The organism is Nocardia sp. NPDC051981, from assembly GCF_040680715.1.
Lineage (GTDB): Bacteria > Actinomycetota > Actinomycetes > Mycobacteriales > Mycobacteriaceae > Nocardia.
The window spans coordinates 1-14692 of sequence record NZ_JBFAXK010000042.1 but is presented as its reverse complement, the minus strand read 5'-3'; the positions used below and the strand labels follow the sequence as shown (position 1 = coordinate 14692).

At 68.8% G+C, this 14692-nt stretch carries 19 protein-coding genes; 15 read left to right on the top strand and 4 right to left on the bottom strand.

Features of this window, described 5'->3' with window-relative positions; translation table 11 throughout:
* Positions 1 to 9 precede the first annotated feature (9 nt).
* The 12 genes from AB0L60_RS40050 to AB0L60_RS39995 all read left to right on the top strand — a co-directional run bounded on the left by AB0L60_RS40050 (position 10) and on the right by AB0L60_RS39995 (position 9455).
* A complete protein-coding gene (locus AB0L60_RS40050; RefSeq protein WP_364625356.1) occupies positions 10 to 552 on the top strand; it encodes a class I SAM-dependent methyltransferase in 543 nt (180 codons plus the stop codon).
* Positions 549 to 1226 carry a galactosyltransferase-related protein gene (locus AB0L60_RS40045; RefSeq protein ID WP_364625353.1) on the top strand — a complete coding sequence of 226 codons (678 nt, stop codon included), beginning with the start codon at positions 549 to 551 and terminating at the stop codon, positions 1224 to 1226. The genes AB0L60_RS40050 and AB0L60_RS40045 overlap by 4 nt, the downstream gene beginning before the upstream one ends.
* Positions 1223 to 2152 (top strand): glycosyltransferase family 4 protein, encoded by a 930-nt coding sequence (locus tag AB0L60_RS40040; protein WP_364625350.1) that lies wholly within the window; start codon positions 1223 to 1225, stop codon positions 2150 to 2152. The genes AB0L60_RS40045 and AB0L60_RS40040 overlap by 4 nt, the downstream gene beginning before the upstream one ends.
* A complete protein-coding gene (locus tag AB0L60_RS40035) occupies positions 2122 to 2811 on the top strand; it encodes a hypothetical protein (RefSeq protein WP_364625347.1) in 690 nt (229 codons plus the stop codon). Before AB0L60_RS40040 ends, AB0L60_RS40035 begins: the two co-directional genes overlap by 31 nt.
* A complete protein-coding gene (locus AB0L60_RS40030) occupies positions 2792 to 5587 on the top strand; it encodes a hypothetical protein (RefSeq protein ID WP_364625344.1) in 2796 nt (931 codons plus the stop codon). Before AB0L60_RS40035 ends, AB0L60_RS40030 begins: the two co-directional genes overlap by 20 nt.
* 9 nt (positions 5588 to 5596) lie before the next feature.
* Positions 5597 to 5929, top strand: coding sequence for an H-type lectin domain-containing protein (locus AB0L60_RS40025; protein WP_364625341.1), 333 nt, complete (start codon positions 5597 to 5599; stop codon positions 5927 to 5929).
* Between the two features lie 65 nt (positions 5930 to 5994).
* Positions 5995 to 6849, top strand: coding sequence for an N-acetylmuramoyl-L-alanine amidase (locus AB0L60_RS40020; protein WP_364625338.1), 855 nt, complete (start codon positions 5995 to 5997; stop codon positions 6847 to 6849).
* On the top strand, positions 6849 to 7088 hold the full coding sequence (locus AB0L60_RS40015) for a holin (RefSeq protein ID WP_364625335.1): 240 nt from the start codon (positions 6849 to 6851) through the stop codon (positions 7086 to 7088). The genes AB0L60_RS40020 and AB0L60_RS40015 overlap by 1 nt, the downstream gene beginning before the upstream one ends.
* Complete coding sequence (locus tag AB0L60_RS40010; protein WP_362706209.1) at positions 7085 to 7336, top strand: hypothetical protein; 252 nt, start codon at positions 7085 to 7087, stop codon at positions 7334 to 7336. Before AB0L60_RS40015 ends, AB0L60_RS40010 begins: the two co-directional genes overlap by 4 nt.
* A 136-nt stretch (positions 7337 to 7472) precedes the next feature.
* Complete coding sequence (locus AB0L60_RS40005) at positions 7473 to 7982, top strand: hypothetical protein (protein ID WP_362706212.1); 510 nt, start codon at positions 7473 to 7475, stop codon at positions 7980 to 7982.
* A 37-nt stretch (positions 7983 to 8019) separates the two neighbouring features.
* Positions 8020 to 8583, top strand: coding sequence for a hypothetical protein (locus tag AB0L60_RS40000; RefSeq protein WP_362706215.1), 564 nt, complete (start codon positions 8020 to 8022; stop codon positions 8581 to 8583).
* Positions 8580 to 9455, top strand: a complete 876-nt coding sequence (locus AB0L60_RS39995) for a hypothetical protein (protein WP_364625330.1) — start codon at positions 8580 to 8582, stop codon at positions 9453 to 9455. Before AB0L60_RS40000 ends, AB0L60_RS39995 begins: the two co-directional genes overlap by 4 nt.
* 360 nt (positions 9456 to 9815) lie before the next feature.
* Here the strand turns inward: AB0L60_RS39995 and AB0L60_RS39990 are convergent, their stop codons facing one another.
* Both AB0L60_RS39990 and AB0L60_RS39985 read right to left on the bottom strand, forming a co-directional pair.
* Entirely contained in the window at positions 9816 to 10019 is a 204-nt protein-coding gene (locus tag AB0L60_RS39990) for a hypothetical protein (RefSeq protein ID WP_364625328.1), read from the bottom strand.
* A 71-nt stretch (positions 10020 to 10090) separates the two neighbouring features.
* A complete protein-coding gene (locus AB0L60_RS39985; RefSeq protein ID WP_364625325.1) occupies positions 10091 to 10627 on the bottom strand; it encodes a flavoprotein in 537 nt (178 codons plus the stop codon).
* Positions 10628 to 10760: 133 nt separating this feature from the next.
* Between AB0L60_RS39985 and AB0L60_RS39980 the strand changes: the two genes are divergently transcribed.
* On the top strand, positions 10761 to 11942 hold the full coding sequence (locus AB0L60_RS39980; protein WP_364625322.1) for a helix-turn-helix transcriptional regulator: 1182 nt from the start codon (positions 10761 to 10763) through the stop codon (positions 11940 to 11942).
* A 282-nt stretch (positions 11943 to 12224) separates the two neighbouring features.
* Complete coding sequence (locus AB0L60_RS39975) at positions 12225 to 12377, top strand: hypothetical protein (RefSeq protein WP_364625319.1); 153 nt, start codon at positions 12225 to 12227, stop codon at positions 12375 to 12377.
* Positions 12378 to 12664: 287 nt separating this feature from the next.
* Here the strand turns inward: AB0L60_RS39975 and AB0L60_RS39970 are convergent, their stop codons facing one another.
* Positions 12665 to 12904, bottom strand: a complete 240-nt coding sequence (locus AB0L60_RS39970; RefSeq protein WP_364625317.1) for a helix-turn-helix transcriptional regulator — start codon at positions 12902 to 12904, stop codon at positions 12665 to 12667.
* A 580-nt stretch (positions 12905 to 13484) separates the two neighbouring features.
* Between AB0L60_RS39970 and AB0L60_RS39965 the strand changes: the two genes are divergently transcribed.
* Positions 13485 to 14456, top strand: coding sequence for a tyrosine-type recombinase/integrase (locus AB0L60_RS39965; protein WP_364625314.1), 972 nt, complete (start codon positions 13485 to 13487; stop codon positions 14454 to 14456).
* A 22-nt stretch (positions 14457 to 14478) separates the two neighbouring features.
* Here AB0L60_RS39965 and AB0L60_RS39960 read toward each other — a convergent pair.
* Positions 14479 to 14692, bottom strand: a 214-nt coding sequence (locus tag AB0L60_RS39960) for a hypothetical protein (protein ID WP_364625311.1), incomplete at its 5' end; no start/stop codon positions are given.

Genomic DNA, 14692 nt, shown 5'->3' with positions numbered 1-14692 from the left:
GGGGGCCTGGTGCCGACGTCGGATCGTGAGGGCAAGGAGTGGGCGCGGGACGTGATCACACGCCTCGCGCCGACGACGGTGGTAGACGTCGGCCCGGGAGAGGGGACCTATGCCCGGCTGGCCCGCCAGACAACGCCCCCTGGGTGCCGGTGGATCGGTGTGGAGGCGTGGGGGCCCTACGTCGCCCGGTTCGGGCTGCGGGACCTGTACGACTGGGTGATCGTGTCGGACATCCGGCATCTGGATCCGTGGTCGGTGGAGCGGCAGCCGGACCTGGTGATCCTGGCGGACGTGCTGGAGCACATGGAGCAGGCTGAGGCGCGTGCGGTGCTGGCCCGCATGCGGGACTGGGCCCACCACGTCCTTGTGTCGATCCCCCTCGCCCACTGCCAGCAGGGGGCCTATGAGGGGAACTGGTTCGAGATCCACCGCGGTCACTGGACCGCCGCGCAGATGCGGCGCGAACTGGGGAAGGGGCTGGTGGAGTACCGGGAGGGTGACGTGCTGGGCTACTACCTCTGGTCCGCTGACCGGGCCCGGAGCGGCCGATGACTACGGTGACAGTGGCGGTGCCGTTCCGGGCCGGGGCGCTGGACCGGGAGATCCACGCGGACTACGTGACCGCCCGCCTCCGCGAGCTGATCCCGGAGGCCCGGCACCTGCGCGTGGATGTCGACGGCCAGTTCAGTCGTGCGGCCGTGCGCAACGAGGCTGTGCGGCAGGCTGGTGGCGGGGTGGTCGTGCTGTGCGACGCGGATACTCTGCCCGAGGCGGGTCCGCTCCGCGACGCCATCGCGGGCGCGGCCGGGGACGGGCTGCTGCATCTTCCGTACACGACCTACCGGGCCCTGTCCGCCGAGGGCACCCTCGCCGTCTACGCCCGCGGTCTCGACCCGCACCACGCCCCGGCCGCCGAGACGTCCAGGCGTCCGATCGGCGGGGTGTGGGTCATCACGGCGGATGCGTACTGGGCGGCGGGCGGTATGGACGAGTCGTTCGTCGGCTGGGGCTTTGAGGACGACGCGTTCTGGACGGCGGCCACGACGCTCCTGGGGGCGCCCGTGCGCCATCACGGGGTGATCACCCACCTGCGGCACGACCCCGCCGTCAACACCCGCTCGGCCGAGTACCGGCGCAACCGCGGCCGGTACCAGACCTACCTGCGGGCGCGCAGCTCGCCCACCGCCATGCGGGCGCTCGTCGGCATCCCCGAGGAGGCGGCGTGAGGATCGCAGCGGTCGTCCACTACTACCTGCCCGTGCACCGTGCCGGGGCCGAGGTGATGCTGCACGGTCTCCTTCAGCCGCTCGTCGCGCGCGGGCACATGGTCGAGGTGTGGGCGACCGACCAGGACGGCGAGTTCACAGTCGACGGCGTCACCGTGCACGGCGGCCGGCCGGACCTGGTGGACGCAGATGTGGTGGTGTCGCACCTGAAGGAAGTGCCCGCAGCGCGGGTTCTCGCGCGCCGTGCGCGGGCCCGGCTGGTGCAGGTGCTGCACTCGGACGCCCCGTGGATCGCCCGCGACGTGGCGCGGGGGGCGTCGCTCTACGTTGCGAACACCCACTGGGTGGCCGGGCGGCTCCGGCCGCGCATGCACGCCCCGCACCTTGTGGTGCATCCGCCGGTATGGCCGGAGCGGCACAGGACAGTGCCGGGCGACGCGGTGACGCTCGTGAACCCGCTCCCGGAAAAGGGGGCGGGCCTCTTCTACGAGCTGGCCGAGCGCCTGCCGGACGCCCCGTTCCTGGTGGTCGAGGGCGGGTATCGGCGGCATGAGCAGATCCGGCGCAACAACCTGTCCAACGTGACGTGGCAGTCGGCTACGGCCGACATGCGCCTGGACGTGTGGGCGCGGACCCGGGTCCTGCTGATGCCCTCCGAGTTTGAGTCCTACGGCCTGGTCGCAGTCGAGGCCGCGGCGTCCGGGATCCCGACGATCGCCACCCGCACCGAGGGCCTCCTGGAAGCGCTCGGCGATGCCGGGACGTGGGCTGCGCCCGGCGACATCGACCTGTGGGAGAAGGCACTCCGCACGGTGCTCGGCCCTGGCTGGGCGGCGGCATCCGCCCGGGCGCGCGCACGCGCCGATTCCCTGGAGACGCAGAAGGAGTTGAGCGCATGGGTGGAGGCAGTGGAGTCGCTGTCGTGATCCCGTGGCGGGCGGGCTGCCCGCACCGGGAAGCGGCGCTCGCCTGGGTCATGAACCGGTGGCAGCAAGCCGGGCACCGGCCGGTGCCCGGAAAGGCGCCGGTCGGGGAGTGGTGCAAGGCGGCCGCCGTCGCTGCGGCGCTCCCTGCGGTGGATGCCCGGGTCCTGGTCATTGCCGACGCCGACGTGTGGACAGACGGCATCACCGCCGCCGTCGACGCCGTGGCAGCGGGAGAACCGTGGGCCATCCCGCACGGGCCCGTGCACCGCCTCACCCGGGCCGCCACTGGTGCCGTACTCAGCGGCGGCCAGATCGGCGGCGCACTGGACCAACCCGCCTACCGCGGCGTCGAGGGCGGCGGCATCGTCGTCCTCGACCGCGACCTGTACGCCGAGGTGCCCCTCGACCCACGGTTCAGGGGCTGGGGACAGGAAGACGAAGCGTGGGCGGTCGCGCTGCGGGCCGTGGCTGGCCTTCCCTGGCGTGGCGAGGCTCCCCTGTGGCACCTGTGGCATCCCCCGCAGCTGCGCGTGTCGCGCCGGTGGGGATCGCGCACGGGCATGGCCCTGTACCGCCGGTACCGGCACGTGGCTCGCCGCCCCGACGCCATCCGCGCACTGATCGCAGAGATAGGAGGCGATGGCTGTGACGTGGCCTGACCGACCGTGGACGCTGCCCCTCCGGGTTGAGCTTGCCTTCGGTGCCGACGTGACTGGGCCCGAGTCCGACTGGGTGTGGACCGACGTGTCCCGCGACGTGCTCTCGCAGCAGATCACCATCAGCCGGGGCCGGTCCAGCGAATCGTCGCAGGCGTCCCCCACTACGGTCTCCATGGACCTCGACAACCGGACCGGGGCGTACACGCCGGATAACGCCATGTCGGCCCACTACCCGAATGTGGTGGTAGGCACACCGTGCCGGGTGTCGGTCCAGGCCGGAGAGTCGTCTCTCCAACTCGACGGAACCCCCGCCGCCACGGCCAGCACGCCCGATGATCCGTCACTCGACATCATGGGCGACATCGACATCCGCGTGGAAGCCACTGTCGATTGGTACGCCGCAGGGGACCACATCCTGATCGGTAAGTGGGACGCCGTAACGAACCAGCGCAGCTGGAAAATCAATCTGATCGGCGGCGTGGTCCAGCTGTGGTTTTCGCCCACTGGCGTGGCCTCGTTCTTTGCGGGCGCTGCACTGCCCGCACTGCCGCGCCGGGCCGCGATCAGGGCGACCCTCGATGCAGACAACGGAGCCGGCGGGTGGACTGCCCGGTTCTACTGGGCCCCCAGTCTGGATGGGCCCTGGCAGCAGTTCGGCGGCGACCTCACAGTGGCTGGGACGACCAGCATCTTCGCGTCCACAGCTCCCCTTCTGATCGCGCCGACCTCGACCACGGTCGTACCGAACGTGCTCCCGGTCCCAGGCCGATACCACCGTGCCGAGGTCCGGTCCGGCATCGACGGGGCCGTCGTTGCCGCGCCGGACTTCCTGCAGCTGGAATCGGGCACTACCGCCTTCACCGACACGGCCGGCCGCCCATGGTCAGTGAATGGGTCTGCCCAGATCACGAACTGGCAGCAGCGGTTCGTAGGCAATGTCTCCGAATGGGCTCCCACTTGGCCTTACGGAGACCTGTCCCACGGAGACGAACCGGGCGAATCCCGCGTCGCCATCACCGCGTCAGGCATCCTGCGCCGCCTCGGCCAGCCCTCGAAGGCCCTGGACAGCACGCTCCGAAGGCGCATCCCTTCCGACCCAAACCTGATCGCCTACTGGCCAATGGAGGAGGGCCAAGCGGCCCGGTCGCAGGCGTTCAGCCCGCTGGACGGAGTACAACCGCTCACCCTGACGGGCGTGGACTGGGCGTCGAACAGCAACCTCGGTGGATCCAGTCCGCTGCCCGCACTGAAGTCCTCCGCGCGCTTGGCCGCATCCGTGCCCAACACCAGCAGGCAGGGCTGGCAGGTCGAGTTCGTGTACTACCTGCCTGCCCTGCCCGCTGCCCAGGCGGAGATCATCCGCGTCGTGTTGGCAGGCTCCACGATGCGTACCGTCGCGGTCCTCGCGTCGACGGCCGGCATTCGCATCGAAGTGCGCGACGCCGAGGGCGGGGTGATCCGATTCTTCGTGAACACGAATGCATCCTCCGTCGCTGCCTTCGCAGGGGTTTGGAACCGGCTGACGATCTACACCGTCAACGCGGGCGCAGGGACGACGCACGTGGTCGCGCGGTGGCGGGACGTCACCACCAACATCTACTACTACGCCTACACGTCGCCCCCTGCGGCAATGGGCCGTATCAGCAGCATCACCGGCACATGGGGCGCGGCCACGGACCGCATGGCCCTCGGGCACCTGGCTGTCTTCGATGTTCCGGCCCCGACGCCGAACCCGACCGGTGCCCCCGGATCAAACATTTTCGACGGTGCCGACGATGGCTTCGCCGGCGAGACCGCCGGGAAACGCCTCGTCCGCCTCTGCAAGGAAGAAGGCGTGCCGCTACGGATGCTCGGGCTCGCATCCGGCACGGCCCGCATGGGAGCACAGCGCCCGGGCAAGCTGCTGGACCTCCTGGCTGAGTGCGCTGAAGCCGACGGCGGCATCCTGGGCGAGCAACTCGACTCATCGGGGCTGGAGTACCGGCCGATGGGCACGCTGTACAACCAGACTCCGGCGGTCTTTGACGCGGGGCGGAGTGAGATCGCCAACCCCTTCTCCCCGGTGCTGGACGACCAGGGGATCCGCAACTCGTCGCAGGTGTCACGCGAGGGCGGATCGTCGGCCATGGCTGTCGATGAAGCATCGATCGCATCGTCCGGCCTGTACGACGAGCAGGTCACCCTCAACGTATGGGGCGACAACCAACTGCCCGACATCGCCGGGTGGCGAGTGCACCTGGGAACGTGGCCAGGCATGCGCTACCCGTCGCTGACATCCGACCTCACCGTTGCCCCGCAGGTGATCAACCAATGGCTGGGCCTCGGCATCGGGGACCGTGTCCAGGTCATCAACCTGCCACCGCAGCATCCCGCCGACGCTGTCGATGTTCTGGCCCAGGGGTACTCAGAGAAGTTCACGCCGACGAGCTGGTCGCTGACACTGAACTGTTCCCCGGCCGGCCCGTGGACGGTGGGCGTGCTGGAGGACCCGGAACTGTCCCGCGCGGACACTGACGGCTCCGAGCTGGCAGTCGCGGCGTCGACGACGGACACGACGCTGTCGATCGCAACCATGGTCGGCCGCGTGTGGGTCACCGATCCGGCAGAGTTCCCGTTCGACGTCCGACTCGGCGGCGAGGTCGTCACCGTGCACAGCATCAGCGGGGCAACGTCCCCGCAGGAATTCCACGTCACCCGCGCCGTCAACGGGATCGCGAAGGGGCATGCGGCCGGAACCGATGTCCGGCTTGCCATCCCCACCATCGTCGCTCTGTAGGAGGTGCTCATGGCTGTTCCGGCCACCTTGTGGCAGCCAGGCATGCGGATCACGGCCGCACGCCTGGCCGCGAAGGACTATCAGGCAGGGGTCGTAAGCGTCAGCTTCACGAACCAGACTTCGTACACGCAGCCGGTGACCTTTCCGGTGCCCTTCCCCGTGGCGCCGGTCATGAATGCCGAGATCGCAGCAGGCGCCGGGAGCACCGGTCGGTTCGAGGCCCGGCCCATCAACGTCAGCGCCACCGGCTTCACTCTCTTCATTCTGCTCACGGACGCGGCGGAAGGGGCCGGTACGTGGGCCAACATTCCGGTGCACTGGATGGCTGTGATGCCCACCTGACGCCATCCCGTACCACCTGCCCCATGCCAGTCCGGCCGGGGCTTTCTCTATGCCTGGAGGTACCCATGGCCGCCCCTCTGTCCGCCGACGCCATCCTCACCGCGCTGCGCGCCGAGGGCGTCCGTGTCGTCGAGGTCGGCAACTGGCGGACGCGCAACCGAAATTCGAAGGGTGCGTGGGGCCCGGTCAACGGGTCGATCGTGCATCACACGGTCACCAGGGGCACGGCGTCCACGGTGGCCATGGTCCGTGACGGGTACTCGTCCCTGCCGGGCCCGCTCTGCCACGGGATGATCGCGAAGGACGGCCGGGTGCACATGGTCGGCTGGGGCCGCACGAACCACGCGGGGGGCGGTGACTCGCGGGTCCTGGAGCAGGTGATTGCCGAGTCGTACGGCACGGCGCCGTCGAAGCCCTCGCGTGGCAACGCGAACGGGACCGACGGCAACGCCCGGTTCTACGGCTGGGAGTGCGAGAACCTCGGCGACGGCAAGGACCCCTGGCCCAAGGCGCAGTACGACGCGATCGTCCGTGTCCAGGCCGCCCTGTGCCGGGCGCACGGCTGGTCGGCGAAGTCCGTGATCGGCCACCTGGAGTGGTCGAACGACAAGGTCGACCCCCGCGGCTTCACCATGCAGCAGCTGCGCACCGACGTGGCCGAGCGGCTGAAGCACCCGGCGAGCTGGAACCCGAACGAGGAGGACCCCATGGCCCTGACCGATGCTGACGTGAAGCGGATCGCGGACGCGGTAGTCGAGCGGATTCTGTCCGCCGATCGGTTCGACGCGCCGGCCGATGCCGCGGACTACAGCGACGACCCCAAGTCGCCGCAGCACTACTGGTCGGGCCGGTCGGTCTTCAATGACCTGGTGACCCGGGTGCGGCGGATCGACAAGGTGCTGGCCACGAGGGAGGGGTGATGGCGTCCGTGTTCAGCGGGGCGTTCTGGGTAGCCACCGCTGAGCGCGCCGTACGGACGGCCGCGCAGACTCTCCTCGCTGCCGTGGGGCTCACTGCGGCGGATGCCCTGGACGCGGACTGGGGCCAGGCGTTCGCGCTCGCCGGGGGCGCGGCGCTGCTGGCGGTGCTGACCGCGATCAGTGCGTCCGGGACTGGCGACGGTCCAGGGCTCACCGAGACCGTGAGGGATCGTCGATGACGCCTCAGAGCGGCGACCGGGTAGCGGTCGAACTTGCGGAGATGCGCGGCGAGATCCGGACAGGGTTTGCCGCGCTGAACGGCCGGTTGGACCTGGCGCTCCAGCGGACGGAGCAGATGGAGTCGGACGTCGCCGCGTTGGAGGAGCGGGTGGCGTCTCTGGAGCGCGCCCGGTGGCCGTTGCCGTCCCTTGCCGCGCTGGTCAGCGTGGTCGGTCTCGCCGTGGCTCTGTGGCAGGCTGCCCAGTAGATCAGCCCCCAGAACATTCCGCCCCCTGCCTGGCTTCGGCCGGAGCAGGGGCGGTTTCGTGTTTTCTGTGACCCCCTTGCCATAATGCCGTACGTACGGCATTATGGAGTCGTCGCCAAGGGAGAAGGGGAACCCGATGAACACCGCCACCGCCGCCGCTACCGCCAAGGTCACCGTCGCCACCATCCGCGGCTGGGCCCGCAACGGCGTCGTTGCCGCGACCAAGGTCGCCGGCCGGTGGGTCATCGACACCGCCTCCCTTGCCCGCCGCATCGCCATCGGTGCCATGAAGAAGCCTGCCAAGAAGCTGATCGCGTTCACCATCGACACGATGACCGCCATCGGCGGCCAGCGCTGGCAGAAGAACGGCATGGACCGCGTCTACCTCAACGGCTTCCAGGCCGTCCCCGGCCTGGAGCTGGACCACTACAAGTCCGGCAGCATCAGCTACGCCAGCCTCGACGGAGACAAGGTCTCCAACGCCGAGGGGGGTCGCCTCGCCACCGCCGTCGACAAGGTCTACTTCGACGCCGCCGACGGACGCGTCCACATCAAGTGGGGCTGGGGTAACCCGCGCTCCCTCACCCGCGACGCCATCGCCGACCGCATCTTCACCGCGGTCCGCACCGCAATCGCCGCCCTCTGACAAACCCTCATCACCTCCCGAAGGAGAAACCGTCCTCATGACCACGACGACCAGCTACGGCACCTGGAGCAACCGCATCAACACCTTCAGCACCGGCCCCGATGCTGATGTCCTCGACTACATCGGCGGCGGCGACGCCGACTGGCGGGAACTCCTGGAGGTATCCGGCGCCTTGGCCGAGATCACGAAGGCGTACCGGGACGCGATCGAGGGAGCGCTGCCCGCGGGCGTGTCCCTGTGCGGTGAGGAGTTCATCGGGCCCGCGTACCCGGACGGCGGCGAGTTCGACGGTTACCCGGTCGATGAGGACGGCCGCCTTGACATCGCCGCGTGTGTCGAGGACATCGACCTCGCCCAGATTGTCGAGTGGCACGACCCGCTGACGCTGGAGGACATCGCCCGTGACGAGCTGAAGTCCACGGCGAAGGAGCCGACCAAGGCCGCCTCCCGCACCATGTCCCGCCTCGGTGTGAAAGCCTTTTACTACGGACCGAACCCGGAGTCGGGACGCCTGCAGTCCTACTTCCGCGCCGGCGAGGTTCGGGAGGCCCTGGCCAAGCGCCCCGGGAAGGGCAACCGCACCGAGAGGACCACGGCGTGACGGTCCGGCCCACGCAGCTTCCTCGGTTGCGACGTCAGACGCTGCGCCACCTCCACGACCCGGAATCGCCTCTGCGGGCCAAAACGAACTCCGGAACGGCGCCGGGGCTGGACGCTCTGGCATCCCACCTGGAGGTCGCTGACCTTTTCTGGGTCGGGCAGGACATGACGGCCCTGGCCATGCACTCCGGTGAACAGCTGGCAGCCGCGCGGTGGGCGACGGCGGACCGGCCGTCGCCGTGCGGGCTGCTGTACTGGGACGAGGGCGTCGGACACGTCGACGCCAACGGGGTACGGATCCCGGTCGAGGCATGTGCGTGGGGACCGTTCGAGGGCGGGTTGCTGCTCTGGTTGTTGATGTCCCGGAACCGGCTTGCTGCCGAGGTCGCCCGGATCGGCCGGTACGAGGTTGCGGAGGATGAGGTCCCGCCGCTGATTCCGGTCTGCGCGGCAACCCTTCCCGTCACGAGCGAGCCGGTGTCCCTGGCCGAAGTCGACCCGCAGCTCCCGCAACCGGTCGTCGCGGCCCTGGCGGCAGCGTGGCTGTTGATGCAGCAACCCCAGCTGATCGACCGGACGCGGGAGCGGGCGGACAAGCCCACCGTCAGGGCCTACGCCCGTGATGGCCTTCCCATGCCTGAGGTGACGACCGTGGACCTGCGCCGCCAGTACACCCCGCAAGACCGTGATCCGGATGCGGGCACGGACCAGCGCACGTACCGGAACCGGTGGATCGTCTCCGGGCACTGGCGGAACCAGGCGCACGGGCCGGGGCGGTCGCTGCGCCGGCAGACGTGGGTGCCCGCGCACATGAAAGGCCCGGACGGCGCTCCGCTGCTGTCGACGGAGAAGGTGAATGTTTGGCGGCGATGACCCTGTCGATACAGATGCGCCCGCGACCAGCTCTCCATACACCTACGACCAACTGCCTACGTAGCCCGGGCCCTCCAGCTTGACGGTGAGCTAAGCTGGCACAGCTCCCGGCACGGGGGTGGGTCGCAGAGACTTCTACGGCGCATCGTTCGTTCCCGGGGTTTGGCCCCTTGCTCCGGGGCCAGACGCAAGCCGTCGGTATCGGTGCCGCTAACACCGACGCCAGTTTCGTGACGGTTTGTGGTGTGATCGAGCGCTGAGGGGCGCCCTCCAGCGATCAGCTGGGGGGCGCTTTGTGTTTTCTAGCCTCGACGGCGCCGCCCCCACGCAGCGGGAGGGGGCGGTTCCGTGCGTCCGGGCTCAGCCGCCGTCCTCATCCGGGTGCCGTACGAGCCGCTTCAGCGCGGCCTCGACCTCGTACCGGGACTGCCCCGTCGCCTCGGCGTGGGCGGTGATCGCCGCCTGCACCCGGGCCGCGGTCTCGACCGTCAAGCGGTTCTCCTGCTGCTCGGCCCAGGCCGCGCGCTCCAGCTCGATCAGTTCATCGCTCAGTTCGATTGCCACGTGGCCGGATAGTACTGGCTAATTCCCGTCTCCCTGGGACGCCACCCAGTCCGGACCGCCTCGGGAGCCAGTTACGTTGAGGTGCTGACAGCAGCACCGATTGCATCAAGGGCGACCTGCCACGGGAAGGGTCGGCGCTCGCCCGGCTCGTTCGGCACGAATCCGCCCTCGCCGTACAGCACTGTCACACCCATCTCGCGCAGCTCGGCAATGCTGCGGTCGAGCGCACGGTGCCGCGCATAGGCAGCATTCACGCACGGCATCGTGACGAGCGGGATACCTTTCCCGATCGCCTCGGCCGCGAAGCCCACCACGAAGCTTGACGTGATCCCCAGCGCCCACGAGTTGATCGTGTTGAATGTGGCCGGCGCGAAGAGCACCACGTCCGCGCGGGGCCATACGTCAGCCGCCGTCGGAGCTTTGTACTCGGACCGCACCGGGTGCCCGGTCAGCCTCTCCAGCTCCGTCATCTGCGGAGCCAACCAGCGCGCCGCCGACGGGGTGAGGCCGAGGCACACGTCGTATCCGCGGCTCTGGGCCGCCTCGATCACTGAGGCGATCTCCAGGACTGGCGGAGCGGCGGAGCCGAGCAGGTAGAGGGTCGTCATGTCGCCATCTCATCGCGCCCGGGTTCGAACATGCAACCGCCCCCAATCCGGTTCGAACCAGGGGCGATTGAGGTCCAGCACCGAACGGCGCGGGTACCGTTCCAGATGACGAGTCAGGAACTGAGGTACCAGTATGCCCACACCCGACGACAGCAGCACAGGCAACCGCATCAAGGAACATCGGAAACGCGCCCGACTCAGCCAACGCGAGCTGGCCGCGCGCATCCCCTACTCCTACAGCCTACTCAATCAGGTCGAATGCGGCGCCCGAGTCGCAACGGCTGAATTCACCGCCGCCGTCGCTGCGGCTCTCGGGATTGACATCACTCTCCTCACAGGACCGCCGCACGTGACCGAAATGCAACACGGGCGCCTCACCTCTCTTGTGCGCCCGATCCGCGAGTCCCTTGCCTTGTACGACCTCGACCCAGACGGGGCCAGGCCTGCTCGCCCTGCGGACAAGCTGGTACACGAGGCCGATCGCCTCTGCCAAGAAGTGCGGGCGACACACCTCAGGAAGGCCGCCCGGGCACTCCCAGGCGTCATCAACGACCTGACTCTCACTGTCCATACAGCGCCGACCACGGAGGCGTGGCGCGCCCTGGCCTCTACCTACCGAACCGCGCACGACATCGCCATCAAGCTCGGCTTCTCGGACCTCGCCATCGTCGCTCTCGACCGCATGGGCTGGGCCGCCGACCACGCTTCCGACCCATGCCTTGCCGCGATCCGGCAATACCGGAGAGCACTGGTTCACGCCGAGGCCGAGCAGGGCCTCGGACGGCGCCTGGTCGCTGCCGGCCAAGACCTCGTTGCGGACCAGACCACGCGGGAAGGGCTTGCCGTTGCCGGTCAACTTCACCTTGGCGCATCATCCGTGGCCGCCCGAGCTGGGGACAGAGGCGCAGTCGCGCAGCACATTGCCGCCGCCCGCGAGCTGGCCGACCGCGTGGGTGGTGAGGCCCGCGAAGTTCACTGGCTGTCGTTCGGCCAGATGAACGTGACTTTGCACGAGATGGGCGCAGCCATCACCATGCGCCAATTCGACGACGCACTCCGCCAGGCACAAGCCGTGAAACTACCGCCCGCGACGCTGACCTCGCGACGGGCCCGCTTCCTCGTGGACCGTGCCGTCGTAGAAATGGAGACCGGGCACCTGGACGCATCCTTGCGTCACCTTGTCGCGGCCCGCCGGGCCGCCCCGGAGCAGACCCGCTATCACCCGCGAACCCGGGAAACCATGACCGGGCTGCTCCGCACGAGTCGCCGTACTTCGGACACGCTGGTCAACATGGCCGCCTGGATCGGCCTGTAGGCCACTCGCAGCGCTCACAAAACTGTGAGCGTTGTGCCCTCCGCGCCCTGGCACCCTCGTCCCACCAGATCAGCGACGATCCGAGGGAACCATGACCGTGAGGGACTTGCCGTCAGTCAGTGACCTGACGGAGCGGCAGCAGCGTGGGGCGAGTTGCTGCTTCTGCGGCGCGCCCCTATCGAACGTATCGGCGCACGACCTCGGTCCGCGCTACGTGAACGCTCATGGAACCTCGGCCCGCTGGTTTCCTCGCTGCTGCCCCACCTGCTGGAAAGGCCACCAGTGATCACCCTGACGAAACCCGCCCGCACACCCGGCGACGACGAGTACCGGACGTTCCTCGGCCACACCTACGCCTGTGCGGCATGCCGTGCGGGGGCGCACTGCATCACCGCGGTTCGGCTCGGCCGCGTCTGGCGGGAGGCCCGCCGATGATCTGCGTCGACTGCGACCGGGCCATCACGGGCGACTGCGTGACTGTTACTCACGGCGTCTCGATGTCCGGGGCCCGGCCCGACGCCTACGCGCACCCGCCGGGCGACTCGGAGTGCCGGCCGCGGGACCGGTCGCGGGCTGCATTCCGGCGCGCTCTCTACGCGGCGACCGCGCCCCAGAAACTGCGGATCTGTTCCTGATCTCCCGTTCGTGGCTGCATCGCGCCGGCCAGCCACGGGCGGGCCTTCCGCCCCGGTCGCGCCGCCCCCCGTCGGCCGGCCGGGGCCCTACTCCCGGACGAGGTCGGCGAGCGGTACCCCGATCGCGTCGGCGATACGGATCAGGGTGTCCAGGAGTGGGCTCCCGTGGCCGTACTCGATGCGGTTCAGGCTGTGCCGGGAGATGCCGGCGGTCAGGGCAACGGTCTCCTGGGTGAGGTTCGCGTGCAGGCGGGCGGCACGAATGCGGTCGCCGACTGCTCGTCTGGCTGCGAGGACGCGGTCATCGGGGGGTGGGGCTGGTGGCACTCGTCCACGCTCAAGGGGCACCGACCCGAATGTCTGTACAGTCCATTGGCCATTGTGTGATCTTGGTGCGCTCCGGGTAGCGCTCGTATGAGGTCCGAAGACTGCCCGCCTTGAGTGCGGCGGGCGAAGTGAGGGTGTGGCAGCCGCTTCCTGCGAGGTGCGGCGCTCCGTCCAGATGGCGGAGCCTCACCCTCCAAGCCGCCCCGGGTGTCAGAATGACTCCCGGGGCGGCTTCATTGCCCGGGAGGGGCGGCTACTCGCCAAATTGCTCAGAAAGATTGGCCAAGTGCCTTTCATTAATTGGGCGCAGCGGAGCCAGCAAAAACGCAGGTAAGCACAGCGCTCACCCCCGTATACCTTCTAAGCACTTGGCCGCAGGTTCGAGTCCTGCCGGGGGCGCAAACGCCAGATGACCAGCGGAAACGCTGGTCATTCTTTTTGTGCGCGCGACGCACAGCGCAAATCGGCCAAGTGCCCCACGCATTGGCGCGACCCGGCGTACGGTTCAGGGGAACCCAGCGGCTACCGACCCGAGAAGCGACCGGCAGCCGCCATTCGCATACTCGAATGGGGACCTCGCATGGCCACCACACCCCTCCTCCGTGAGCCGTCCGGCGAACCGCGCTGCGACCTTCGGCCGGAAGTCGCCTCCTGGATCAGAGCCCTCCGCGCCCGCAACCTCTCAGAGGCCACCCAACGGGTCTATCGGCGCGCAGGCGACGGCTTCGCTGCCTACCTCCTCACCGAATACAGCCCGGCGGACGGGGCACGCCCCGCCCCGACTTCCCTGGACGAAGTGCACCGCGAGCACGTGGAAGCATTCATCGCGGACTTGATGGTCAAGACGTCCGCCGTGACGGCACACCAGTACTTCCGAAGCCTGAAGACCTTCTTCAACTGGCTCGTCGACGAAGAGGAGCTGGACCGGTCCCCCATGCGGACCATGAAGCCGCCGGCAGTCCCGGAGACCGTAGTGCCGGTCATCCCCGACGATGCACTGAAGAAGCTCTTCGCCACTTGCAAGGGCAAGGACTTCAAGTCGCGTCGGGACACGGCGATCCTGATGCTGTTCCTGGACACCGGGGCGCGCCTGTCGGAGCTGACCGAACGGTCCGTGAAGCACGTCGATCTGGACCTGATGGTGCTCTACGTCCTGGGGAAGGGGGGCCGGGAGCGCGCCGTGCCTTTCGGTCGGTCGACCGCGCAGGTCCTGGATCGCTATCTGCGTGCCCTGGCGAAGCACCGCGGGCGGGCACTAGATCCAGAGGACGCGCTGTGGTGGGGGGTGAAGAGCGGCAGCCGGATGACGATCTGGGGCGTGGGCACGATGCTGGAGAACAGGTGCAAGGAGGCCGGTATCCCGCACATCCACCCGCACCAGTTCCGTCACACGTTTGCGCATCTTTGGAAGTTGAACGGCGGGAACGAGGATGACCTGATGCGGATCACGGGCTGGCGATCGAGGCAGATGCTGTCGCGGTACGCGGCGTCGTCTGGGGCGGAGAGGGCCCGGCGTGCGCACCGGGACTTGAGCCCCGGCGACCGGTTGTGAGGGTGGCCGGGGCTGTCGCGGGCTAGGCGTCGGCGCGGTGGACTACCTTCATCGCGCCGATCAGTCTTGGTAGGTACTGACAGAGCAGGTCGAGTGCGCGGGATTCGCTGATCCTGCGAGGGTCGAAAGCCATGCGTACTCGTCGGCCGAACTCCTTGAAGATCATCACAACGCCATCGTCGAGGCTGGTCCGCTCGACAAGCACCTCGGTCGCCACATGACCCCCTGTCCACGCC